This window comes from Pseudorhodoferax sp. (genome assembly GCF_047601025.1).
Taxonomy (GTDB): Bacteria; Pseudomonadota; Gammaproteobacteria; order Burkholderiales; family Burkholderiaceae_C; genus Pseudorhodoferax.
The window spans coordinates 800,055-822,862 of record NZ_JASGJZ010000001.1; the positions used below are offsets into that span (position 1 = coordinate 800,055).

The 22,808-nt window shown below is 71.6% G+C and carries 19 protein-coding genes; 13 read left to right on the forward strand and 6 right to left on the reverse strand.

The genetic code is table 11. The annotated features are described in order from the left end of the window. Positions 1-951 (reverse strand): transaldolase, encoded by a 951-nt coding sequence (gene tal / locus QM782_RS03875; protein WP_415201613.1) that lies wholly within the window; start codon positions 949-951, stop codon positions 1-3. 141 nt (positions 952-1,092) lie between these two features. Here tal and zwf point away from each other — a divergent pair, with 141 nt between their 5' ends. Beyond that, positions 1,093-2,556 (forward strand): glucose-6-phosphate dehydrogenase, encoded by a 1,464-nt coding sequence (zwf, locus tag QM782_RS03880; RefSeq protein ID WP_415201614.1) that lies wholly within the window; start codon positions 1,093-1,095, stop codon positions 2,554-2,556. 229 nt (positions 2,557-2,785) lie between these two features. After that, on the forward strand, positions 2,786-3,634 hold the full coding sequence (locus QM782_RS03885; protein ID WP_415201615.1) for a MurR/RpiR family transcriptional regulator: 849 nt from the start codon (positions 2,786-2,788) through the stop codon (positions 3,632-3,634). Between the two features lie 28 nt (positions 3,635-3,662). Here the strand turns inward: QM782_RS03885 and QM782_RS03890 are convergent, their stop codons facing one another. Genes QM782_RS03890 through QM782_RS03900 form a run of 3 tightly spaced genes read right to left on the reverse strand, consistent with a single transcriptional unit; the run spans position 3,663 to position 6,357 of the window. Continuing rightward, the gene (locus tag QM782_RS03890; protein WP_415201616.1) at positions 3,663-4,862 is read right to left on the reverse strand and encodes an amidohydrolase family protein; all 1,200 of its coding nucleotides are present in this window, start codon (positions 4,860-4,862) and stop codon (positions 3,663-3,665) included. Next, positions 4,802-5,572 carry a TetR/AcrR family transcriptional regulator gene (locus tag QM782_RS03895; RefSeq protein ID WP_415201617.1) on the reverse strand — a complete coding sequence of 257 codons (771 nt, stop codon included), beginning with the start codon at positions 5,570-5,572 and terminating at the stop codon, positions 4,802-4,804. Before QM782_RS03895 ends, QM782_RS03890 begins: the two co-directional genes overlap by 61 nt. An 8-nt stretch (positions 5,573-5,580) precedes the next feature. Continuing rightward, positions 5,581-6,357, reverse strand: coding sequence for a ferredoxin--NADP reductase (locus QM782_RS03900; RefSeq protein ID WP_415201618.1), 777 nt, complete (start codon positions 6,355-6,357; stop codon positions 5,581-5,583). A gap of 228 nt (positions 6,358-6,585) precedes the next feature. Between QM782_RS03900 and QM782_RS03905 the strand changes: the two genes are divergently transcribed. From QM782_RS03905 to QM782_RS03950, 10 genes are all read left to right on the forward strand, one after another. Further along, positions 6,586-8,169: a 6-hydroxynicotinate reductase gene (locus QM782_RS03905; RefSeq protein ID WP_415205580.1), complete on the forward strand. Its 1,584-nt coding sequence runs from the start codon at positions 6,586-6,588 to the stop codon at positions 8,167-8,169. A 6-nt stretch (positions 8,170-8,175) separates the two neighbouring features. Beyond that, a complete protein-coding gene (locus QM782_RS03910) occupies positions 8,176-9,048 on the forward strand; it encodes a UPF0280 family protein (protein WP_415201619.1) in 873 nt (290 codons plus the stop codon). 80 nt (positions 9,049-9,128) lie between these two features. Further along, the gene (locus QM782_RS03915; RefSeq protein ID WP_415201620.1) at positions 9,129-9,713 is read left to right on the forward strand and encodes an amino acid synthesis family protein; all 585 of its coding nucleotides are present in this window, start codon (positions 9,129-9,131) and stop codon (positions 9,711-9,713) included. Positions 9,714-9,750: 37 nt separating this feature from the next. After that, positions 9,751-10,965 (forward strand): ABC transporter substrate-binding protein, encoded by a 1,215-nt coding sequence (locus QM782_RS03920; RefSeq protein ID WP_415205581.1) that lies wholly within the window; start codon positions 9,751-9,753, stop codon positions 10,963-10,965. Positions 10,966-10,996: 31 nt separating this feature from the next. Next, a complete protein-coding gene (locus QM782_RS03925) occupies positions 10,997-12,886 on the forward strand; it encodes an ABC transporter permease (RefSeq protein WP_415201621.1) in 1,890 nt (629 codons plus the stop codon). Further along, positions 12,883-13,653, forward strand: a complete 771-nt coding sequence (locus QM782_RS03930; RefSeq protein WP_415201622.1) for an ABC transporter ATP-binding protein — start codon at positions 12,883-12,885, stop codon at positions 13,651-13,653. The genes QM782_RS03925 and QM782_RS03930 overlap by 4 nt, the downstream gene beginning before the upstream one ends. Then, positions 13,650-14,378, forward strand: coding sequence for an ABC transporter ATP-binding protein (locus QM782_RS03935; protein ID WP_415201623.1), 729 nt, complete (start codon positions 13,650-13,652; stop codon positions 14,376-14,378). Before QM782_RS03930 ends, QM782_RS03935 begins: the two co-directional genes overlap by 4 nt. Positions 14,379-14,412: 34 nt before the next feature. Beyond that, positions 14,413-15,135 carry a nicotinamidase gene (locus tag QM782_RS03940; protein WP_415201624.1) on the forward strand — a complete coding sequence of 241 codons (723 nt, stop codon included), beginning with the start codon at positions 14,413-14,415 and terminating at the stop codon, positions 15,133-15,135. A 13-nt stretch (positions 15,136-15,148) separates the two neighbouring features. Then, the gene (locus QM782_RS03945; protein ID WP_415201625.1) at positions 15,149-15,619 is read left to right on the forward strand and encodes a (2Fe-2S)-binding protein; all 471 of its coding nucleotides are present in this window, start codon (positions 15,149-15,151) and stop codon (positions 15,617-15,619) included. Beyond that, the gene (locus QM782_RS03950; RefSeq protein WP_415201626.1) at positions 15,619-19,233 is read left to right on the forward strand and encodes a molybdopterin cofactor-binding domain-containing protein; all 3,615 of its coding nucleotides are present in this window, start codon (positions 15,619-15,621) and stop codon (positions 19,231-19,233) included. Before QM782_RS03945 ends, QM782_RS03950 begins: the two co-directional genes overlap by 1 nt. 7 nt (positions 19,234-19,240) lie before the next feature. Here the strand turns inward: QM782_RS03950 and QM782_RS03955 are convergent, their stop codons facing one another. Continuing rightward, a complete protein-coding gene (locus QM782_RS03955; protein ID WP_415201627.1) occupies positions 19,241-19,483 on the reverse strand; it encodes a hypothetical protein in 243 nt (80 codons plus the stop codon). 305 nt (positions 19,484-19,788) lie between these two features. On the opposite strand from QM782_RS03955, the gene QM782_RS03960 reads away from it, so the two are divergent. Next, positions 19,789-20,514, forward strand: coding sequence for a PEP-CTERM sorting domain-containing protein (locus QM782_RS03960; protein WP_415201628.1), 726 nt, complete (start codon positions 19,789-19,791; stop codon positions 20,512-20,514). A 275-nt stretch (positions 20,515-20,789) separates the two neighbouring features. Here the strand turns inward: QM782_RS03960 and QM782_RS03965 are convergent, their stop codons facing one another. After that, on the reverse strand, positions 20,790-22,739 hold the full coding sequence (locus tag QM782_RS03965) for a hypothetical protein (protein ID WP_415201629.1): 1,950 nt from the start codon (positions 22,737-22,739) through the stop codon (positions 20,790-20,792). Positions 22,740-22,808: the final 69 nt, after the last annotated feature.

A 22,808-nucleotide genomic window follows, 5' to 3' on the forward strand; every position in this document is an offset into this window, starting at 1 on the left:
TCATGCCGCGGCCTCCAGCAGGCGGTCGAGCTTGGCGGCATCGGCCGCGAACGCGCGGATGCCCTCGGCCAGCTTCTCGGTGGCCATGGCGTCCTCGTTCAGCGCGTAGCGGAAGCCCGCCTCGTCGTACTGCACCGGCGCGACGTCCTGCGCGCGCGCGGTCTCGGGATCGAGCGCGCGCGCCAGCGGCGCCTCGCTGGCGGCCAGCGCGGCCAGCAGCTCGGGGCTGATCGTCAGCAGGTCGCAGCCGGCCAGCGCGGTGATCTGGCCAGTGTTGCGGAAGCTCGCGCCCATGACCTCCGTCCTGATGCCCTGGTGTTTGTAGTAGGTGTAGATCTGCCGCACCGAGCGCACGCCGGGATCGGCGGCGCCGGCGTTGGCGGCCTCGTCCCAGCCCGCGCCGGCGGACTTCTTGTACCAGTCGTAGATGCGGCCGACGAAGGGCGAGATCAGTTGCACGTCGGCCGCGCCGCAGGCCACGGCCTGGCAGAACGAGAACAGCAGCGTCAGGTTGGTGCGGATGCCCTGGCGCTCCAGCCGCGCCGCGGCCTGGATGCCCTCCCAGGTCGAGGCGACCTTGACCAGCAGCCGCTCCAGGGCGATGCCCTCGGCCCGGTACAGCGCCGCGATACGTTCGCCGCGGGCCACCGTGGCGTCCTCGTCGAAGCTCAGCCGCGCGTCCACCTCGGTCGACACGCGGCCCGGGATGATGGCCAGGATCTCGCAGCCGAAGCGCACCAGCAGCCGGTCCACCACCTCGTCCAGCGGCCTGCCGCGGAAACGTTCCACCGTCTGCTGCAGCAGCGGCGCGTAGTCCGGCCGCTGCACCGCTTTCAGGATCAGCGAGGGATTGGTCGTCGCATCGGTGGGCTTGAAGGCGCCGAGCTGCTTGAAGTCGCCGGTGTCGGCGACGACGGTGGTGAACGCCTTCAGGGCGTCGAGTTGGTTCATGGCGGATCGCAATCGGGTTGAAGCGGTTGGCAAGAATAGTGCAAGCGCGTATCCGCCCTCCCGCAAGGGCGCGCTGCCGCACCGAAGTGTACGGTCGCATGAAACCAAGTTACATTCAAAACCCTCCATTCATGTAACACCATGAGCTTCGACCTCGTTTTCTTCGGCGGCACCGGCGATCTGACCTGGCGCAAGCTGATGCCGGCCCTGTTCCAGTCGTTTCGGCACGGCACGCTGCCGGCCGACGGGCGCATCCTGGCGATCGCGCGCGACGACCTGGACGACGACCGCTACCGCGCGCTGATCCAGGAGCGCTTCAACGCGGTCGAGGGCGAGAAGCGCCCCAGCGACGAGGAGTTCAAGAAGTTCGCCTCGCTGCTGTACTACCTGCGCATGGACCTGTCGCGGCCCGACGACTACCGCCGCCTGGCCGACAAGCTGCTGAGCCGCGACGCCGACTCCATCGTGATGTACGTGGCCACGGCGCCGGCGCTGTTCACCCAGGTGGTGGAGCAGATCGCCGCGGTCGGGCTGAACGGCCCCCGCACGCGCGTGGTGCTGGAAAAGCCGCTGGGCCACGACCTGGCCTCCAACCGCGCGATCAACCAGGCCGTCGCCCGCGTGCTGGACGAGAACCAGGTGTTCCGCATCGACCACTACCTGGGCAAGCCGTCGGTGCAGAACCTGTTCGCGCTGCGCTTCGGCAACGCGCTGTTCGAGCCGATCTGGCGGCGCGAGCACATCGCCAACATCCAGATCACGATCGCCGAGGACCTGGGCGTGGAAAAGCGCGGCGCCTTCTACGACCAGACCGGCGCGCTGCGCGACATGGTGCAGAACCATGCGCTGCAGCTGGTCTGCGCGATCGCGATGGAGCCGCCGATCAACGCGCACGCGGACGCCATCCGCGACGAGAAGCTGAAGGTGCTGCGCTCGCTCAAGCCCTGGAACCCCGAGACGCTGGGCCTGCACACGGTGCGCGGCCAGTACCAGGCCGGCACGGCCTACGGCCAGCGCGTGCAGGGCTACCTGGACGAGCCCGGCGTGGACCCGGAAAGCCACACCGAGACCTTCGTCGCGCTGCGCACCGAGATGGAGAACTGGCGCTGGGCCGGCGTGCCGTTCTACATCCGCACCGGCAAGCGGCTGTCCTCGCGCGACGCGCGCATCGAGGTCAACTTCCGGCCCACGCCGCACGCGATCTACGACGCGCCGCCCGGCAGCTTCAACCGCCTGGCCATCAACCTGCAGCCCAGGGATGGGCTGGAGCTGCACCTGATGTCGCAGGGCCAGGGCAGCCGCAAGAAGGGCAGCAGCGCCGAGCGGCTGGTGCCCGTGCAGCTGGACCTGGACTTCGACAAGCGCTTCGGCAGCGAACGCGTGGGTGCCTACGAGCGGCTGCTGCTGGACGTGCTGGACGGCCGGCTGAACCTGTTCGTGCGCAGCGACGAGCAGGAAGCCGCCTGGCGCTGGGTCGAGCCGATCCTGGACTACTGGAAGAACGACGTCCGCGGCCCGCGCGGCTACGCGGCCGGCACCTGGGGCCCCAGCGCCTCCAGCGCGATGATCGCGCGCGACGGGCATTGCTGGAGCGAGGAAGCGTGAGACGCCGTGAACGCGTCCCTCACGCCCATGCGAGGTCCCCGATGAGCGTCCACGTGCCCCGCCAGCGCCGTGCCTGGGGCCTCGCCCTTCGGGCCGGGACACGCCAGGCCCCGTGCGGGCGTTGCAGTCCTCGCCCTGGCACCGGCCAGGGCGGCGGCCAGCGCCTATGTCTGTGGCCTGGCGCAACCCGCCGTGGGCGCGATCGATCCATGCACGGCTTCTGAACCCGATGCTGGACCGCATCCGCGCCTGCCTGCCCTCGCTCGCGCCCGCGGAGCAGCGCGTGGCCAGGCTGGTGCTGGCCGACCCGCGCGCGTTCGCGCAGCTGCCGGTGGGCGCGCTGGCGGAGAAGGCCCACGTCAGCAAGCCCACGGTGGTGCGCTTTTGCCGCAGCGTGGGCTACGACGGGCTGGTGGACTTCAAGCTCAAGCTGGCCGGCAGCGTCAGCGAGGGCGTGCCCTTCATCCACCGCGCGGTGGACATGGACGACAAGACCGGCGACGTGCTGGTCAAGGTCATCGACAACACGGTCGCGGCCTTCCTGAAGTACCGCAACGAGGCCAGCGTCTCGGCCATCGAGAAGGCCGCCGCGACGCTGGCCGCGACGCTGCAGACCGGCCACCGCGTGGAGTTCTACGGCGTCGGCAACTCCGGCATCGTGGCGCAGGACGCGCAGCACAAGTTCTTCCGCCTGGGCGTGAACGCCGTCGGCTACAGCGACGGACACATGCAGGTGATGGCGGCGTCGATGCTGCGCGCGGGCGACTGCGTGCTGATCATCTCCAACTCGGGCCGCACGCGCGACCTGATGGACGCCTGCGGCATCGCCCGGCGCAACGGCGCCACCACCATCGTGCTGACCGCCAGCGGCTCGCCGCTGGCCAGCGCCGGCGACATCCACCTCGCCGCCGACCACCCCGAAGGCTACGACCACTACAGCCCCATGGTCTCGCGCCTGCTGCACCTGATGGTCATCGACATCCTGGCCACCTGCGTGGCGCTGCGCATCGGCGGCGCGCGCCTGCAGCCGATGCTGCAGCGCATCAAGGACAACCTGCGCAGCAAGCGCTACACCTGAGCCCGGCCGGCGGCGGCCGGGCGCCGTGTCAATGCGCGCCCGCGAGCACCTGCGGCGCCTCGGTGGCCGGCGGCGTGTTGCGGCTGCGGCCGCAGCGCACGATGCCGTCGATCATGACCATGCCGATGCCGGGGATGTCGCCCAGTTGCACGCTGTCGAGCAGCGTGCGGCCGGCGGTGTGCTGGGCCTTGTCCATGAACACGAAGTCGGCGGCGCGGCCGACCTCGATCAGGCCGCAGTCGAGCTTGCGCAGCCGGGCCGTGTTGCCGGTCGCGAAGCAGAACACCAGCTCGGCCGGGATGCCGGCCAGGCTGGACAGCATGGCCACCATGCGCAGGATGCCCAGCGGCTGCACGCCCGAGCCGGCCGGCCCGTCGGTTCCGAGGATCACGCGGTGCGGGCACTTGAGCTGCAGCGCCGTCTGCGCCGCGGCGATGGCGACCTTCTCGTTGCCGTTGTGCACGATCTCGATCGCGCGGCTGGATTTCTCGCACAGCTCGCAGACGTGCGCCTCGGGCAGCGAGGTGTGGCCGCCGTTGATGTGGCCGATCACGTCGGCATCGGCCTCCAGCACCACGTCCTTGTCGATCAGGCCCGAGCCCGCGATCGACGGGCCGCCGGTGTGGATGGTGCTCTGGATGCCGGCGGCCCGGGCCCACTTGACCATGGTCGCCGCCTCGGTGCCGCCCTTGACCGTGCCCAGCCCGATCTCGCCGAGCAGGCCGACGCCGGCCGCCGCGAGTTCGCGGAAGTCGCTCTCGACCATGCCCTTCTCGATCACCGGCGCGCCGGCCAGCACCTTGACGCCCAGCGGCCGGAAGTTGTCGAACGCGCGCTGCGCCGTGATCGCCAGCGCCTTGAGGCCGACGATGTCCTTGGGCCGGCCGGGCAGGTGCACCTCGCCGGCCGAGATCATCGTGGTGACGCCGCCGTGCAGCGTGGATTCGATCCAGCCCAGCTGGCCCTGCCGCGGCGTCCAGTCGCCGAACACCGGGTGCACGTGGCTGTCGATCAGGCCTGGGGCGACGCAGGTGTGCCTGGCGTCGATGACGGTGTCGGCACGGTCGACGTCGCAGTCCGCGAGCTTGCCGACGGCGGTGATGCGGCCGTCGTGGACGACGATGGTGTCGGCTTCGAGGACGGGCTGGTCGAGGTCGCCCGACAGCATCAGGCCGATGTTGCGGATGACGACTTTTCCGGATGCGGCGGTGGCGGCGGCTTCTGCCATAGCGTGGTTTCTCCGTGGGGGCTGTGGGAATCTTGGGGCACGGGCTGCCGCAGCACCGTGCGCAGCACCGCGTCCACGACGAAGGCCTCCCACTGCGCCGCGGCAGCCGGGTCGTCGATGCGCTGGCCCAGGAACTCGGACAGCGTGAAGCGGTTGGACTGCGGGAAGTAGCCCAGCGCGGCGATCATCATGTAGACGTCGCGCACCGAAAGATCGGAACGGAACACGCCCTGCGCCGCGCCCGCGGCCAGCAGCAGCTGCAATACCGAGATCGCCGGCGAGGAATACCGCTGCGCCGACTCCATCTTCGCGATGTGCCGGCCCTGCAGCAGGTTCTCGTTGTTCAGCAGCGTGACGAACTCGGGGTGCCGGCGGTAGTAGCCGCAGACGAAGCGCACCACCTTCTTCAGCGACTCCACCGGCGCGTGCTCGTCCAGCGCCAGTTCGGCCTCGGCCTCGTTCATGCGCCGGTAGATGTCCTCGATCACCGCGATGTACAGGCCTTCCTTGCTGCCGAAGTAGTAGTAGATCATCCGGTCGTAGGACTTGGCCGCCTTGGAGATCTGGCCCACGCGCCCGCCGGCATAGCCATGCCGGGCGAAGACCTTGGTCGCCGCGCGCAGCAGGTTCCCGCGCGAGACGAGGACGGCCTGCTCGCGCACGCCCGGCTTGCGCGGGCCGTCGTCGGTCTTCCTGGCCGGCCGGGGCATGCAGGGCCCTACTGCTCGACGAAGGCGCGCTCGACGACGAAGTCGCCCGGCGTGGTGGTGTTGCCTTCCTTGAAGCCGCGCTCCTCCAGCATCTTCTTGAGGTCGCGCAGCATGGCCGGGCTGCCGCACAGCATCACGCGGTCCTCGGCGGCGTTGAGCTGCGGCAGGCCCAGGTCGTTGCAGAGCTTGCCGGTCTCCAGCAGCTCGGTGATGCGGCCCATGTTGCGGTAGGGCTCGCGCGTGACCGTGGGGTAGTAGCGCAGCTTGTCCTTGACCAGCTCGCCCAGCACCTCGTGCACGCACAGGTCCTGGTCCAGCAGGTCGTGGTAGGCCAGCTCGTCGACCTGGCGCACGCCGTGCACCACGACGACGTGCTCGTAGCGCTCGTACGTGTCCGGGTCGCGCGCGATGCTCAGGAACGGTGCGAGGCCGGTGCCGGTGCCGAACAGGTACAGGCGCTTGCCGGGCAGCAGGTAGTCGGTGACCAGCGTGCCGGTGGGCTTTCTGCCGACGATGATGGAGTCGCCGACCTGGATGTGCTGCAGCTTGGAGGTCAGCGGGCCGTCGGGCACCTTGATCGACAGGAACTCCAGGTGGTCCTCGTAGTTGGCGCTGGCGATGCTGTAGGCGCGCAGCAGCGGCTTACCGTTGGCGCCGCGCAGGCCGATCATCGTGAAATGGCCGTTGGAAAAGCGCAGCGAAGGGTCGCGCGTGGTGGTGAAGCTGAACAAACGGTCGGTCCAGTGGTGGACCGACAGGACCTTTTCTTCGTTGAAAGCGCTCATGACGTTCTGACGGTTGATGCAAGAGGGAAAACGGCCGATTTTTTCACAGGCCGCCGCCCGCGCTGGCGTCTCCGGCATGCCGGCTGCATGGGCTTTCGGCCCGGCGCCGCCGTGCCGGCAGGCTTGCGGCGTCCACCGATTCTGGCTAGCATCTGCCGCACAACGTTAAGTGAATGCTACATGAAATGCATTGCCGCGGCAATGCACTGCAAGCGGAGCCCCACGATGCTGAACGAGCACACCAAGACCGACGGCCTGCCCGACCTTCCCGAAGTGGTGCTGCCACAGGGCCTGGAACGCGCGCGCCCGCGCAACGAGCGCATGGCCAGCGACAGGATCGAATGCAACGCCTGCCCGGTGCTGTGCCAGATCGGCCGCGGCCGCGCCGGCGCCTGCGACCGCTATGCCAACCAGGACGGCGTGCTGGTGCGCGTGGACCCGGTCGTGCTGCTGGACCGGACCATCGCCGCCGAGCAGCCGCTGGTGCCCTTCACGGCGCGCGACGCCGCGGGCGGAGACGCGCCGGCGGCCCTGGCCACCGCACCGGTGTTCGTGACCGGCATCGGCGCCTCCACCACCTACCCCGACTACAAGCCCGCGCCCTTCATCGTCGCCTCCGAAGCCGATGGCGTGGACATGGTGACCGTCGTCACCGAGGGCATCTTCAGCTACTGCAGCCTGAAGGTGAAGATCGACACCGACCGCTGGCTCGGCCCCGAGCAGGCCAACGTGCGCTGCAAGGGCGAGGTCGTCGGCCACGTGACCACGGCCGAGTACGGCTCGCAGATGCTGTCACTCGGCGGCGTGCACCACCTGACCGGCGGCAGCAAGAAGGAAGGCCGGGTGACGCTGGAGGCCATGCAGCGGCTCGGCAACAAGGAGGCCGTGGAACTGAGCATCGACGGCGGCGCGCAGTTGGAGATCCAGGCCGGCCGCGCGCCCATCGTCAACGGCGTGCGGGAGCAGCGCATGCGCGTGGGCTGCGGCTCGGCCACGGTGGGCATCTTCGCCCGGCAGTTCCAGGGCGTCTGCGACGAGGTCATCGTCGTGGACGACCACATCACCGGCGTGCTGACCGAGCACCAGGCCGGCCGCTGCCTGGCGATGCGGCCGGCCGGCGTCAAGGTGCGCGGGCGCAAGTCCACGCCGGGCCGCTACTTCCAGGTCGCCAACCCGGGCACCGGCTGGGGCGGCACCGACATCGCGGACCCGCTGTCCATCGTCGAGGCCTGCGAGGAAGGCACGGCCTGGCCCGGCCTGCGGCTGCTGATGGTGTCCACCACCGGCGAGCACGCAGCCTGGTACGTGCTGGACGAGCAGTTGGTGCCGCAGCCCGCGCCCATGCCCGGGGAGGTCGCGCACGTGGTCGCGCGCATCGGCGAGAACTGCGAACCCTCGCTGACCACCGTGCTGTTCCTCGGCGGCGCCGGCGGCAGCCTGCGCGCCGGCGTCAGCGAGAACCCGGTGCTGCTGACGCAGGCGATCAAGCACAGCGTGGTCAACGTGACGCTGGGCGGCGCGCCGGCCTACGTCTGGCCCGGCGGCGGCATCACGGTCATGGTCGACGTGATGCGCATGCCCGACAACAGCTTCGGCACCGTGCCGACGCCGGCCATCGTGGCGCCGCTGGAGTTCACGATGCGGCTGGACGACTACCGCCGGCTGGGCGGCCACATGGCGCAGGTGCGCTCGCTGGCCGACACGCTGGCGCACGGCGCCTGGCACGACGACGGCGCGCCGCGCGCGCGCCGCATGCTGCCGCCGGCCGCCGCGAACGGCTGGCCGGTGGGCCGGCCGCCTCTGCTCGGCTGACGCGGCATGGGCCCGCGCCGCAGCCCGCTAGCCGGCGGACGCCTGCACTTCCAGCACGGCCCGATCGACCTGGTGATCGGCGCCGAGGGCGAGGCCGGCGCGGTGCAGGCCGCGCACGAGGCCGCCTGGCAGCGCTTCGCCGGCGTGCTGGCCGAGCTAGTGGCCGAGCTGCCGCTGCTGCGCGCACCGGTCGGCGACGCCTGCCCGCTGCAGGGCGTGGTGGCGCGCCGCATGTGGGCCGCCTGCGCGCCGTACCGCCAGGGCTTCATCACGCCGATGGCGGCCGTGGCCGGCGCGGTGGCGCAGGACATCGCCGCGCACTACGCGCGCGACGGCATCGCGCGCGCCTGGGTCAACAACGGCGGCGACATCGCGCTACACCTCGCGCCCGGCCGCCGGGTGCGCGTCGGCCTGTTCGCCGACATCGCGCGCCTGCAGCACCTCCAGGCGCAGCGCGGGCTGCCGACCGATGCCCGCTTCACGCTCGCCGCGGAGCTGCCGGTGCGCGGCGTGGCCACCAGCGGCTGGCGCGGGCGCAGCTTCTCGCTGGGCATCGCCGACAGCGTGACCGTGCTGGCGCGCGACGCAGCCATGGCCGACGCCGCCGCCACCGTGATCGCCAACGCGGTCGATGCGCTCGACGCGCGCATCGTGCGCCGCCCGGCGAACACGCTCCGGGACGACACCGATCTCGGCGCGCGCCTGGTCACGGTCGACGTGCCGCCGCTGCCCGCCGCGCTGGTCGAGCAGGCGCTGGACGCCGGCCTGGCATGCGCGCACCGGCTGCGCGCGGCCGGCCTGATCTGGCATGCGGCCCTGGCCTGCCAGGGCCGCTGGCGCGCCACCGAGGGCCTCGCGGCACAGCAGTTGGTGCAGTAATTGCTTAATGAAAAGTACCTAGTCCGCCCGCGCCCCGACCACCCCACAATGCCGCCACCGTCGTACCCTTGCCACCCGTCATGACCGCCCAGATCCGCAAGCTGCTCGTCCAAGTCGAAGAAACCCGCCTCGAAATGGGGCAGCCGGTGACGCCGCCGGTGCGCCGCGCACTGGCCATGGCGGTGATCGCCAATCCCTACGCCGGCCGCTACGCCGAGAACCTGGACGAGCTGATCGCGATCGGCGAGGAACTGGGCGGCCTGCTCGGCGAACGGTGCGTCGCCGCGCTGGGCATCGCGCCCGCCCAGGCCGAGGGCTACGGCAAGGCCGCCATCGTCGGCGAGGCCGGCGAACTGGAGCACGCGGCCGCCATCCTGCACCCCAAGCTCGGCGCGCCGCTGCGCCGCGCGGTCGAACGGGGCGCGGCCCTGGTGCCCTCGGCCAAGAAGGTCGGCGGCCTGGGCTGCGCGATCGACGTGCCGCTGGGCCACAAGGACGCCGCCTTCGTGCGCAGCCACTTCGACGCGATCGAGGCGCGCGTGCCCGACGCGCCGCGCGCCGGCGAGATCGTGGTGGCCGTGGCCGTCACCGCCGGCGGCCGGCCGCTGCCGCGCGTGGGCGGCCTGCAGGCCTGCGAGATCGAAGGCAGGGACGGCCTGCGCTGAGAATGTGTCCATCGTCACCCCCAGGAGTCTTTCGATGATGAAGTCCATGCCCACGCGTCGCGCGTTCAGCGCCGTCTCGCTGCTGGCGCTCGCCGCGCTCGTGCCCGCCCATGCGCAGGGCGTGATCCGGATCGGCGAGATCAACAGCTACAAGGCCCAGCCCGCCTTCCTGGAGCCCTACAAGAAGGGCATGGACCTGGCGGTCGAGGAGATCAACGCCCAGGGCGGCATCAACGGCAAGAAGATCGAGCTGATCACGCGCGACGACAACGGCAACCCCGGCGACACCGTGCGCATGGCCGAGGAACTGGTCTCGCGCGAGAAGGTCGACGTACTCACCGGCGCCTTCCTGTCCAACACCGGCCTGGCGCTGGCGGACTTCGCCAAGCAAAAGAAGTTCTTCTACCTGGCCGGCGAGCCGCTGACCGACAAGATGACCTGGCAGGGCGGCAACCAGTACACCTTCCGCCTGCGCCCTGGCACCTACATGCAGGCCGCGATGCTGGTGCCCGAGGCGGCCAAGCTGCGCAAGAAGCGCTGGGCCATCGTCTACCCCAACTACGAGTACGGCCAGTCGGCCACGGCCGCGTTCAAGAGCCTGCTGAAGGCGGCCCAGCCCGACGTGGAGTTCGTCACCGAGCAGGCCACGCCGCTGGGCAAGGTCGACGCCGGCAGCGTGGTGCAGGCGCTGGCCGACGCCAAGCCGGACGCCATCTTCAACGTGCTGTTCGCGGCCGACCTGTCCAAGTTCGTGCGCGAGGGCAATACGCGCGGCCTGTTCAAGGACCGCGCGGTGGTCAGCGTGCTGACCGGCGAGCCCGAGTACATGGACCCGCTGAAGGACGAGGCGCCCGACGGCTGGATCGTCACCGGCTACCCCTGGTATTCGATCAAGACGCCCGAGCACGAGGCCTTCCTGAAGGCCTACCAGGCTCGCTTCAAGGACTACCCGCGCCTGGGCTCGATCGTCGGCTACAGCATGATCCGGTCGGCCGCGGCGGGCATCGCCAAGGCCGGCAGCACCGAGGCCGACAAGCTGGTCGCGGCGTTCAAGGGCCTGCAGGTGGGCACGCCGTTCGGCACCATCACCTACCGGCCGGAAGACCACCAGGCCACCATGGGCGCCTTCGTCGGCCGCACCAAGAACGAGGGCGGCAAGGGCGTGATGGTGGACTACGTCTACCTGGACGGCGCCGATCCGCGCTTCCAGCCGCCGGCCGCCGAGGTGAAGAAGTCCCGCTCGGCCGAGTAGCCCTGCGCATCCCGCGGCCCGCCACCGACCCATGAGCTTTTCCGGACTCATCGTCCAGCTGCTGAACGGCCTGGCCGCGGCGTCCTCGCTGTTCCTGGTCGCGGCCGGGCTGTCGCTGATCTTCGGCGTCACGCGCATCGTGAACTTCGCGCACGGCTCGTTCTTCATGGTGGGCATCTACGTCGCCTACACGCTGGTGGACCGCTTCGGCGGCCTGCTGGGCTTCTGGCCTGCGCTGGCGCTGGCCGCCGTGGCCGTGGGCGTGCTCGGCGCCGTGGTCGAGATGCTGCTGCTGCGGCGCATCTACAAGGCGCCCGAGCTGTTCCAGTTGCTGGCCACCTTCGCGCTGGTGCTCGTCATCAAGGACGCGGCGCTGTGGCTGTGGGGGCCCGAGGAACTGCTGGGCCCGCGCGCGCCGGGCCTGCGCGGCTCGGTCGAGATCCTCGGCCGCCAGTTCCCGTCCTACGACCTGTTCCTGATCGCCGTGGGGCCCGTGGTGCTCGCCCTGGTCTGGCTGCTGCTGACGCGCACGCGCTTCGGCACGCTGGTGCGCGCCGCCACGCAGGACCGCGAGATGGTCAGCGCGCTGGGCGTGAACCAGGCCTGGCTGTTCACGGCGGTGTTCGCGCTGGGCGCCCTGCTGGCGGGCCTGGGCGGCGCGCTGCAGCTGCCGCGCGAGCCGGCCACGCTGGAGATGGACCTGAACACCATCGGCGCGGCCTTCGTCGTGGTGGTGGTGGGCGGCATGGGCTCGCTGCCCGGCGCCTACGTGGCCGCGCTGCTGATCGCCGAGCTCAAGGCCCTGTGCATCTGGCTCGGCGTGGTCGACCTGTTCGGCGTCAGCGTGTCGTTCTCCAAGCTCACGCTGATGGTGGACTTCCTGGTCATGGCCGCCGTGCTGGTCTGGCGGCCCTGGGGGCTGATGGGCCGGCCGCAGGCGCCGAACCGCTACGTGGGCCTGCCCGAGGCGCCGCTGCGCCGGCCGGGCGCCGCCTACGTCGCCGCCGCCGCGGCCCTGGCGCTGGTGCTGGCCGCCGTGCCGCTGCTGGTGGCGGAGAACGCCTACGCCACGGTGCTGCTGATCGACCTGCTGGTGGCCGCGCTGTTCGCCACCAGCCTGCACTTCATCATGGGGCCGGCCGGCATGCATTCGTTCGGCCACGCGGCCTACTTCGGCCTGGGCGCCTATGCCGCGGCGCTGCTGGTGCGCGCCGGCGGCATGCCGATGGAACTGGCGCTGGCGCTGGCGCCGCTGGCGGCGGCGCTGGGCGCCCTGGTGTTCGGCTGGTTCGCGGTGCGGCTGTCGGGCGTATACCTGGCCATGCTGACGCTGGCCTTCGCGCAGATCACCTGGGCCATCACCTACCAGTGGGACAGCTTCACCGGCGGCAGCAACGGGCTGACCGGCGTGTGGCCGTCGGCGGCCTTCGCCGACAAGCGCATGTACTACTGGCTCACGCTGGCGCTCGCCGGCCTGGGGATCTGGTGGCTGCGCCGCGTGCTGTTCGCGCCGTTCGGCTACGCGCTGCGCGCGGGCCGCGACTCGGCGCTGCGGGCCGACGCGATCGGCATCGACGTGCGCCGCATGCAGTGGATCGCCTTCGTCATCGCCGGCGCGGTCGGCGGCCTGGCCGGCGCGCTGTTCGCGTTCTCCAAGGGCAGCATCTCGCCGGAGTCGCTGAACGTGTCCAGGTCCATCGACGGCCTGGTGATGGTGCTGCTGGGCGGGGTGCAGACGCTGGCCGGCCCGGTGGTCGGCGCGGTCAGCTTCACCTGGCTGCACGACATGGTGGCGCGCAGCACCGACTACTGGCGCGCCATGCTGGGAGGCATCATCTTGCTGCTGGTGCTGCTGTTCCCGCAGGGCATCGCGGGCTCGGTGCAGCGCATCGCGGCCCGGCTGCGGAGAGACCACGCATGAGCCTGCTGACCGTCTCGCAGCTCGGCAAGTCGTTCGGCGGCGTCAAGGCCGTGGACGGCATCGACTTCGAGTTGCAGGCCGGCGAGCTGCTGGCGCTGATCGGCCCCAACGGCGCCGGCAAGTCCACCACCTTCAACATGGTCAACGGCCAGCTGCGCGCCGACCGGGGCTCGGTCCGCCTGAACGGCACCGAACTCATCGGCAAGAAGCCGCGCGAGATCTGGCGCCTGGGCGTGGGCCGCACCTTCCAGATCGCCGAGACCTTCGCCTCGCTGACCGTGGTCGAGAACGTGCAGATGGCCCTGCTCTCGCACGACCGCCGGCTGCTGTCGATGTGGCGGCGCGCGGCCGACCACCGGCGCGACGCGGCGCTGGCCTTGCTGGAGCAGGTGGGCATGCGCGCGCAGGCCGACCGGCCCTGCAGCGAGCTGGCCTACGGCGACGTCAAGCGCGTGGAGCTGGCCATCGCCATGGCCAACGATCCCAAGCTGCTGCTGATGGACGAGCCCACGGCCGGCATGGCGCCCAAGGAGCGCAACGCGCTGATGGCGCTGACCAAGCAACTGGTGGTCGAGCGCGGCATGGCCGTGCTGTTCACCGAGCACAGCATGGACGTGGTGTTCGCCTATGCCGACCGCATGATCGTGCTGGCGCGCGGCCGGCTGATCGCGCAGGGCAGGCCCCTGGAGATCCGCGACCACCCCAAGGTGCAGGAGGTCTACTTCGGCAGCGGCAAGACCTTCGAGAAGGACAAGGTGGCGGCATGACGCCCACGCTGCTCGAGGCCAAGTCCCTGTGCGCCTGGTACGGCGCCGCGCAGATCCTGTACGACGTGGACCTGCACGTGAACCGCGGCGAGGTCGTGGCGCTGATGGGCCGCAACGGCGCCGGCAAATCCACCACGCTGAAGGCGCTGATGGGCCTGCTGGACAAGCGGCGCGGCGCGATCCGCTTCCTCGGCCACGACCTTTCGCGCGCCGAGCCGCACGAGGCCGCGCGGCTCGGCCTGGGCTTCGTGCCGGAGGACCGGCGCGTGTTCACCGACCTCACGGTCCTGGAGAACCTGGAGGTCGGCCGGCAGCCGGCGCGCCATTGGGCCGACGGCACGCCGGCGCCGCTGTGGACGCCCGAGCGCCTGTTCGCGCTGTTCCCGAACCTGGGCGAGATGCCCGACCGCCCCGGCGGGCGCATGAGCGGCGGCGAGCAGCAGATGCTGACGGTCGCGCGCACGCTGATGGGCAACCCCTACCTGGTGCTGCTGGACGAGCCCAGCGAGGGCGTGGCGCCGGTCATCGTCGAGCAGATGGCGCACATGATCCTGGAGCTGAAGACGCAGGGCGTATCCATCCTGCTGTCGGAGCAGAACATGCACTTCGCCGAACTGGTCGGCGACCGCGCCTACGTGCTCGAGAAAGGGCAGATCCGCTTCGAGGGCACGATGGCCGACCTGGCCGCCGACGAGGACGTGCGCCGCGCCTACCTGAGCGTCTGAACCCCCTGATTTCCTCCACGACCGGGAGCCTCCCATGACCTTGCACCGCAGAACGCTGCTCCGCTCCACCGCCACGCTCGGCCTCGCGGCCCTGGCGCCGCCGCTGCTGGCGGCCGGCGGCAAGCTCCGGCCCGGTGCCAGCGCGGCGCTGATCGTGGTCGACGTGCAGAACTGCTTCGTCGACGGCGGCACGCTGCCGGTCAAGGGTGGCGCCGAGGTCGTGCCGGTCATCAACCGGCTGGCCAAGGCCTTCCGCAACGTGATCGTCACGCAGGACTGGCACACGCCGGGCCACGCCTCGTTCGCCAGCGCCCACGCGGGGCACAAGCCGTTCTCCAGCATCCGGCTGCCCTATGGCGAGCAGGTGCTGTGGCCCGACCACTGCGTGCAGGGCACGCCGGACGCCGCGCTGGTCGAGGGCCTGGAGCTGCCCACGGCCCAGTTGATCATCCGCAAGGGCTACAACCCGGGCGTGGACAGCTATTCCGCCTTTCAGGAGGCCGACCGCAAGACCGTGACCGGCCTGGCCGGCTACCTGAAGGCGCGCGGCATCAAGACCGTCTACGTGACCGGCCTGGCCACCGACTTCTGCGTGGCCTGGAGCGCGCTGGACGCGCGTGCGGCCGGCTTCGAGACCTACGTGGTCGAGGACGCCACGCGCGCGATCGACCTGAACGGCTCGCTGGCCGCCGCCTGGAAGCAGATGGCCGCCAAGGGCGTGCGGCGCATCCAGTCGAGCGACGTCGAAGGCGTGTGACCGCCCGGTGGCCATGTTCGCGCTGCAGGTCAACGGACAGGCGCGGCAGTTCGACACGCCGCCCGCCACCACGCTGCTGCAGCTGCTGCGCAACGACTGCGGACTGAACGGCCCCAAGTACGGCTGCGGCCTGGGCCAGTGCGGCGCCTGCACGGTACTGGTGGACGGCCGGGCCGCGCGCGCCTGCGTGATCCCGGCGCGCGGCGTGGCCGGGCGCAGCGTCACCACGCTGGAGGGCCTGGGCACGCGCGCGCAGCCGCACCCGGTGCAGCAGGCCTTCATCGACGCCCAGGCCGCGCAGTGCGGCTACTGCCTGAACGGCATGGTCATGACGACGTGCGCGCTGCTGGCGCGCGTGCCCGATCCCACGCCCGCGCAGATCCGCGCCGAGCTGTCGCACAACCTGTGCCGCTGCGGCACGCACCTGGAGATCCTGGACGCGGTGCAGCGCGCGGCCCGCCTGTGCGCGCAGGAGCGGCGCTGATGCGTGCGGCGGCGCTGCTCCCGCGCGCTGCGCTGCGCCGCGCCGACGGCGTGCTGCTGGTGCTGCGCGACGTGCCGCCGGCGCCGCCGCCGGCGCCCGGCCAGCCGCCGGCCGTGCCGGGCGATCCGTCCGAGGGGCAGGAAGTGCTGCTGGCGGTCTGGGACGACGGCAGCGCCACCGGCCTGGCCGGCCATGTGGACCTGGGCACCGGCCTGCGCACCGCGCTGAGCCAGCTCGTCGCCGAGGAGCTGGACCTGCCGATGGACCGCGTGGCCATGCACATGGGCAGCACCGCGGCCGCGCCGAACCAGGGCGCCACGATCGCCAGCGCCTCGATCCAGATCCACGCGGTGCCGCTGCGCCAGGCCGCGGCCCAGGCACGCGCCTGGCTGCAGGCGCAGGGCGGCGCCGGCGCGCTGGCCGGCCGGCACGTGGAGCTGCTGCTGGACCCGCAGGCCCCGCTCAAGCCCACGGCCGACCATCGCCTGGTCGGCCGCAGCGTGCCGCGCGTGGACATCCCGGCCAAGGCCTTCGGCGAAACGGTGTTCGTGCACGACATGCGCCTGCCCGGCATGCTGCACGGCCGCGTGGTGCGCCCGCCCTACGCCGGGCTGGACGCCGGCGAGTTCGTCGGCAACACGCTGGAGAGCGTGGACGAGTCGTCCATCGCCCACGTCGGCGGCATCGTGGCCATCGTGCGCCAGCGCGACTTCCTCGGCATCGTGGCCGAGCGCGAGGACCAGGCCGAGGCCGCCATGGCGGCGCTGCGGGTGCGCTGGAAGCCCTGGCCCGGCATCGCCGGCGTGGACCGCACCGAGCAGGCCCTGCGCGCCAACCCGTCCACGCGCCGGCTGCTGCGCGAGGACGGCCAGGTCGACCAGGCGCTGGCCGGCGCCGCCCAGCGCCTGCCGCGCACCTACGTCTGGCCGTACCAGCTGCACGGCTCCATCGGCCCCTCCTGCGCGCTGGCGCACTGGCATGGCGAGCCGGCCCAGACCGTGGCCACGGTCTGGGCCGGCACGCAGAACCCGCACGTGCTGCGCGCCGACCTGGCGCTGCTGGCCGGCGTGGCGCCGCCGCGCATCGACGTCGTGCGCATGGAAGCGGCCGGCTGCTACGGCCGCAACGGCGCCGACGACGTGGCGGCCGACGCGCTGCTGCTGGCGCGCGCCGCGGGCCGGCCGGTGCGCGTGCAGCTCACGCGCGCGCAGGAGCACCAGTGGGAGCCCAAGGGCGCGGCCCAGCTGATGCAGATCGACGGCGGGCTGGCCGCGGACGGCGCGCCCGCGGCCTACGACTTCCAGACTTCCTACCCCAGCAACGGCGCCCCCACGCTGGCGCTGCTGCTCACGCGCACGGTCGAGCCGGTGGCCCGCGCCTTCGAGATGGGCGACCGCACGGCCGTGCCGCCCTACGCCTACCCGCACCTGCGCGTGGCCGCCAACGACATGCCGCCGATCCTGCGCGCGTCGTGGCTGCGCGGCGTGTCGGCGCTGCCGAACGCGTTCGCGCACGAGTCCTACATCGACGAACTGGCCACGGCCGCCGGCGTCGACCCGGTCGAGTACCGGCTGCGCCACCTGCCGGACGAACGCGCCGCCGAGCTGGTGCGCGCCACGGCCGCCAAGGCCGGCTGGATCCCGCACACGGCGCCGCGGCAGCAGCCCGCCGCGGGCGACATCCTCAAGGGCCAGGGCTTCGCCTACGCGCGCTACGTGCACAGCAAGTTCCCCGGCTTCGGCGCGGCCTGGGCCGCCTGGGTGGCCGACGTGGAGGTCGACCGGCGCACCGGCGAGGTCCACGTCGGCCGCATCGTCGTCGGCCACGACGCCGGGCTCATGGTCAACCCGGCCGGCGTGCAGCACCAGGTGCACGGCAATGTGCTGCAGACCACCAGCCGCGCGCTGAAGGAGCGCGTGCCGGTGGACGCCGCCACCGGCGTGCCGCTGAGCCGCGAATGGGGCAGCTACCCGATCCTGAACTTCCGCGAGGTGCCGGTGGTCGAGGTGCTGCTGATGCCGCGGCCCGGCGAGCCACCGCTGGGCGCGGGCGAATCGTCCTCGGTGCCCGGCACGGCTGCGATCGCGAACGCGATCTTCGATGCCACCGGCGTGCGCCTGCGCCAGCCGCCGTTCACGCCCGAGGTCGTGCGCGCCGCGCTGCAGCAGCGGCCGCTGCCGGCCGGCGAACGCAGCGCGGATGCCAACCCTCACTCCAGCCCTCTCCCACAGAAAGAGGGAGCCAAACGGTGGCCATGGCGCCGACGTCCCCCTCTCCCCGCCGGGGAGAGGGCTGGGGTTGGGGGTGGCCCCCCCGCCGACGCCCCATGGCCTCGGCCCCGCCCCCCGTGGGCCACCACCCTCGCCTTCCTGCTCGGCGGCATCGCCACGGCCGCCGGCCTGGCCGGCTGGCGCAGCGAGATCGCGCCGATTGCGCGGCCCGACCCCGCGACCTTCAGCACCGCGACGATCGAACGCGGCCGGCTGCTGGCCGCGGCCGGCGACTGCGTGGTCTGCCACACGGCGCCGGGCGGCGTGCCCAACGCCGGCGGCCGCGCCATGGACACGCCGTTCGGCACCGTCTACACGACCAACCTCACGCCCGACGCCACCACCGGCATCGGCGGCTGGTCGCTGGCCGCGTTCCAGCGCGCCATGCGCGAAGGCATCTCACGCGACGGGCACCACCTGTACCCGGCCTTCCCGTATACCGCGTTCACCCGGATGACGGACGAGGACATCACCGCGCTGTACGCCTACCTGATGGCTCAGCCGGCCGTGGCGTCGCAGCCGCCGCAGACCAGGCTGCCGTTCCCGTTCGGCCTGCGCCCGCTGCTGGCCGGCTGGAACGCGCTGTACCTGGACGCCGGGACCATGGCGCCGGACCCCGCGCGCACGCCGCAATGGAACCGCGGTGCCTACCTCGTGAACGGCGTCGGGCACTGCAGCGCCTGCCACACGCCGCGCAACGCGCTGGGCGCCGAGCGCGGCGGCACGGCCTTCCTGTCCGGCGCGCTGGTCGACGGCTGGGAGGCACCGGCACTGACCACGCTGTCGCAGGCGCCCGTGCCCTGGACCGCGCAAAGCCTGTACGACTACCTGCGCCACGGCTACAGCCGCACCCACGGCACGGCCAACGGGCCGATGGCGCCCGTGGTGCGCGAGCTTGCCGCGCTGCCCGACGCCGACATCCGCGCCATGGCCGCCTACCTGGCCTCGTTCAACGCTCCGGCGGCCGACACCACACCCGAGGCCCAGCCCGCGGCCACGCTGCCCGGCCCGGCGCAGCGCCTGTTCGAGAACGCCTGCGGCGCCTGTCACCACGACGGCAGCGGCCCGCAGCTGCTGGGGCTGAACCTGCCGCTGGCGCTGTCGACCAAGCTGCACAGCGACCGGCCCGACAACCTGCTGCGCGTGATCCTGGATGGCGTGCAAGAGCCGGCCGGCCCCGCGGTCGGCTTCATGCCAAGCTTCGCCGGCGACCTGTCGGACGCGCAGATCGCGGCGCTGGCGGGCTACCTGCGCGGGCGCTTCGCGCCAGACAAGCCGGCCTGGCCGGACCTGGACGGCCACATCGCGGAACTGCGCGCGCGTCCAGCGCATGCCGCGCGCTGAAGGGCTGTCAGACGGGCTTGCGACCCGACCGTCGCGGCTCGTAGAGCCACTTGCGTATCTTGTGCGCGATGATCCCCTTTTCCAGCGGCCTCCCGTGGTCTCCGCGCCTTTCGGCGCGAGAGCTGGTCCAGAGGCAGTCGGCAGGCAGCCCCTGTTTGATCAGGTGCACACGTGTAGGCGGCTCGGCTAGAAACACGTCGACGAAGGAATCGATGCGCCTCTCCTGGAAATCCACGATCTCGGCTCGCATCCGCATGCATCTCGTCGGCCTACGGCGCTCGTAGCGTGCCACGCAGCCGGGAAGCCGGGGTAACGTACTTCAAGCCTATCGTGCAAGGAGGACCTGTGGCCCCGGTCAATGGTGGTGACGCAGGCACTGTCCGCAGGCGAGGCGCCGTTCCTTTGCTTCGAGTTGGCGCGGTGGTGGCTCATCCAGCAGCGTTCGGTGGGCCTGCCGATCCGACAAGGGTTACGCCCGATCTCCAGGCAAGCGCCACTTCATTACCCTCCCCTGCGCCAAGCTGGCAGGCATCGATGCCGGCAACGGGAGAAAAGATGAAAAAGATTCTTGCAACCGTGTCGCTGACTGCATCGGCCTTGCTTGGGCCGGCGACCGCCGCAGCCCACCCCTACACACTGTATGAGTTCAAGGTGCTGTCCTACCAGTGCTCCTGGGGAGACGGATCGATCGTGGACGCGACGGTCTGCAACAACGGGACCTACGGGCTCGACGACCTGAACGGGCTCCGCGTTGGCCTTTCCGCGGACGAGGGCTTTTTGCACATCGAGACCCACTGGTATTTCGAAGAGCCGGGCAATGCGTACTACAGCAGGTCCAACGTTTCCTACAACAACTTCGGCAGGATCGGAACGAGAGTCGATCTGGCAGCTGAGTTGTGCTTCGACGGACCCTATGGATCCTACGGATCCTACTTCTGCAGGCTGGACTCCGCCTTCCGGTTCGACGAAGTTCTGAACGGACTCACCGGCTACCTTTTCACACTGACCACCAACGACCAGGTCGAGATGTGGTCGGGAGGGTCGACGATTTGGAGTGGCTTCTACGGGTCCGACAGTCTCGGGCCTTACAGGCTGTACTTCACCGGGACGTGGTACGAGACACCCGAGCCGACCACTCTCGCCCTCTTCGGTGCCGGCCTGGTAGGAATGATTGGACTGCGGCGTCGGAGGGCTGAAAAACGTGGCCGCAACGACTGCACCAGCATCTGCCCGTCTCCTGGATACCCCAGGAATGCCAGCAGGCTCGCACTGGCTCCGTAGCACCGGGCAGGAATACCACGATCAGATCGCCGACTTGGCCGTCGGCCAGGTCGGGGCGGTTACGCCGACACATCAAGCGGCGTGATCGACAACCTGCTGCGCGTGATCCTGGAAGGCGTACAGGAACCGGCCGGGCCCGAGATCGGCTTCGTGCCGGGCGTCGCGGACCACCTGTCGGACGCGCAGGTCGCCGAACTGGCGGCCTACCTGCGCCAGCGCTTCGCGCCCGGCCGGCCTGGCAGGGCCTGGCCGAGCGCGCCGCGGCGCTGCGCGCGTCACCCTGAAGGTGAAGGCCCGGACGGGCGTGGCAGGTACAGCGCGAAGAACAGCAGCAGCAGGAACAGGAAGGCCACGCGCGGCATGTCCATCACGCTGCTGACCAAGCCCAGCGCGCAGCCGCCGGCCAGCGCCGCCGCGAGATAGGGAGCCGCCGGCTGCCCGCGCGCGGCGCCGAAGGACACGCGCCACAGCGCCGTGCCGGCCGCGCCGAGGAACACCAGCAACCCCAGCGCGCCGCGTTCGATCAGCCACTCCAGGTACAGGTTGTCGATGTGCCAGGGCAGGAAATAGGCGTCCACCACCGGATACCAGCGCGCCATGCCCTGCTCGAAGCCGCCATTGCGCAACAGGGCCGTGCGCGGCCCGGCCGACAGCTGCAGGTTGTCGATGTCCACCACGCCACCGGGCCGGGCCACGGCCAGCTCCAGGCTGGCGCGGCGTGGCGCCCAGGACGCACCGGCCTGCAGCGGCGGGCCCAGCAGGCTCGCCTCCAGGCGCACCCAGCCCGGCTCGGCGCCCGGGCGGTACACCACCAGGCGCCGCTGGCATCCTCCCTCGTACAGCAGGTGGCGCTCGCACACCAGCACCCGCAACTGCACCGGCTGCGCCGCGCGCACATCGAACGCGATGCGGTAGCGCTCGCCCGGAACCAGCGGCACCTGCTGCGTCAACGCGTAGCGGCCGGCCAGCTGCCCGCGCGTGGGCGGCCCGTACAGCCGCAGGAAGCGCCCGCCGGCACGCTGGCCATCGTCATCGTCCAGCACCACGGCAGCCCCCGGGAATTCGCCGTCCCGCCCCAGCCCGGCATAGCGCACCGGCAGGCGGCCCAGGCCGATGCCGGCCAGCCAGTCGCGCGGCGCCTGCAGCACCGAGACGCCGCGCGACCAGTGCGCGACGCGGCTGCCGAAGTCGTTGTCGGCGTCGCGCAGCCGGTCGGCCAGGAAGCTGCTGGCCAGCGCCATCGCCAGCACCTCCAGCACCAACAGCACGCACAGCACGGCATTGGCGCGGCCGCGCCAGGGCGGCCGCGCGGCCGCGACGCGCGGCGGGCGGTGCAGCAGCACGCCGGCCACCACCAGCCCCCCGAGCACGGCACCGTAGACGCCGCGCGCGAAGGTGGTCAGGCACACGTAGGCCAGCACCTGCACCAGCAGCGCCGCGCCCAGCCAGGCCAGCGGCCGGCGCGAGGCCCGCACGGCCCAGACCGCGAACGGCACGGCCAGCGCCAGGTAGGCGTCGATGGCGGCGCCGCCCACGTGCATCTCCCAGAACAGGCCGACCGTGCGGTAGTCCAGGCCGAAGTTCAGCAGGCCCGGGATGGCCGCGCGCTCCCACAGCACGCCCAGCATCAGGCCGGTCAGCCCGGCCACCATGCCGGCGCCCAGCCGCCGCTGCGCCACCTGCGGCGAATGCGCCAGCGCGGCGCGCAGCAGCGGCACGGCCAGCAGCGCGTAGGCCATGGCCTTGCCGACCCGCAGGCTGTTCGCGAACGAGGTATAGGCGCCGGCCTCGTGCTGCGGCAGCCTCTGCGCGTCGGTCCAGGCCAGCGCCAGGCCGGCCAGCAGCGACAGGCCCAGCAGCGCCGGCAACGCGTCGCGCCAGTCCCGGCACGCCGGCGCGGGCGCCCCCTGCCCCAGCGCCAGCCGCGCGTGGCCGGCGGCCAGCGCCGCCAGCAGCAGCAGGTCCGACTCGTCGGCGGCGATCCAGCCGGTCCACGGCGCCAGGCTCAGCAGCGGCACGGCGGCCGGCACGACGGCCAGCCACAGGCCGGGCCAGCGCCAGGCGGCCAGCAACCACGCCACCAAGGCCGAGCTCACCAGCACCGGCGCCAGCGGATGCTGCCAGGCCAGCCACAGGCCCAGGCCCGCACAGCCCAGTGCCGCCAGCGCGCTGGCCGTTTTCCGGCCGCGCGCAGGACCCGGCAGGATTTCAGGATTTGCCGACAAAAAGAAGAGGATGGTTCCGGATGCGCCGATGCTGCACTGCAGCACCGGCGGGTTTGGTCGCTAAGATAG

What these genes read in the sequence shown, in the direction of transcription:
- tal (WP_415201613.1), bottom strand. Translation starts at nt 951, where the DNA reads ATGAACCAACTCGACGCCCTGAAGGCGTTCACCACCGTCGTCGCCGAC.
- zwf (WP_415201614.1), top strand. Translation starts at nt 1,093, where the DNA reads ATGAGCTTCGACCTCGTTTTCTTCGGCGGCACCGGCGATCTGACCTGG.
- QM782_RS03885 (WP_415201615.1), top strand. Translation starts at nt 2,786, where the DNA reads ATGCTGGACCGCATCCGCGCCTGCCTGCCCTCGCTCGCGCCCGCGGAG.
- QM782_RS03890 (WP_415201616.1), bottom strand. Translation starts at nt 4,862, where the DNA reads ATGGCAGAAGCCGCCGCCACCGCCGCATCCGGAAAAGTCGTCATCCGC.
- QM782_RS03895 (WP_415201617.1), bottom strand. Translation starts at nt 5,572, where the DNA reads ATGCCCCGGCCGGCCAGGAAGACCGACGACGGCCCGCGCAAGCCGGGC.
- QM782_RS03900 (WP_415201618.1), bottom strand. Translation starts at nt 6,357, where the DNA reads ATGAGCGCTTTCAACGAAGAAAAGGTCCTGTCGGTCCACCACTGGACC.
- QM782_RS03910 (WP_415201619.1), top strand. Translation starts at nt 8,176, where the DNA reads ATGGGCCCGCGCCGCAGCCCGCTAGCCGGCGGACGCCTGCACTTCCAG.
- QM782_RS03915 (WP_415201620.1), top strand. Translation starts at nt 9,129, where the DNA reads ATGACCGCCCAGATCCGCAAGCTGCTCGTCCAAGTCGAAGAAACCCGC.
- QM782_RS03920 (WP_415205581.1), top strand. Translation starts at nt 9,751, where the DNA reads ATGAAGTCCATGCCCACGCGTCGCGCGTTCAGCGCCGTCTCGCTGCTG.
- QM782_RS03925 (WP_415201621.1), top strand. Translation starts at nt 10,997, where the DNA reads ATGAGCTTTTCCGGACTCATCGTCCAGCTGCTGAACGGCCTGGCCGCG.
- QM782_RS03930 (WP_415201622.1), top strand. Translation starts at nt 12,883, where the DNA reads ATGAGCCTGCTGACCGTCTCGCAGCTCGGCAAGTCGTTCGGCGGCGTC.
- QM782_RS03935 (WP_415201623.1), top strand. Translation starts at nt 13,650, where the DNA reads ATGACGCCCACGCTGCTCGAGGCCAAGTCCCTGTGCGCCTGGTACGGC.
- QM782_RS03940 (WP_415201624.1), top strand. Translation starts at nt 14,413, where the DNA reads ATGACCTTGCACCGCAGAACGCTGCTCCGCTCCACCGCCACGCTCGGC.
- QM782_RS03945 (WP_415201625.1), top strand. Translation starts at nt 15,149, where the DNA reads ATGTTCGCGCTGCAGGTCAACGGACAGGCGCGGCAGTTCGACACGCCG.
- QM782_RS03950 (WP_415201626.1), top strand. Translation starts at nt 15,619, where the DNA reads ATGCGTGCGGCGGCGCTGCTCCCGCGCGCTGCGCTGCGCCGCGCCGAC.
- QM782_RS03955 (WP_415201627.1), bottom strand. Translation starts at nt 19,483, where the DNA reads ATGCGAGCCGAGATCGTGGATTTCCAGGAGAGGCGCATCGATTCCTTC.
- QM782_RS03960 (WP_415201628.1), top strand. Translation starts at nt 19,789, where the DNA reads ATGAAAAAGATTCTTGCAACCGTGTCGCTGACTGCATCGGCCTTGCTT.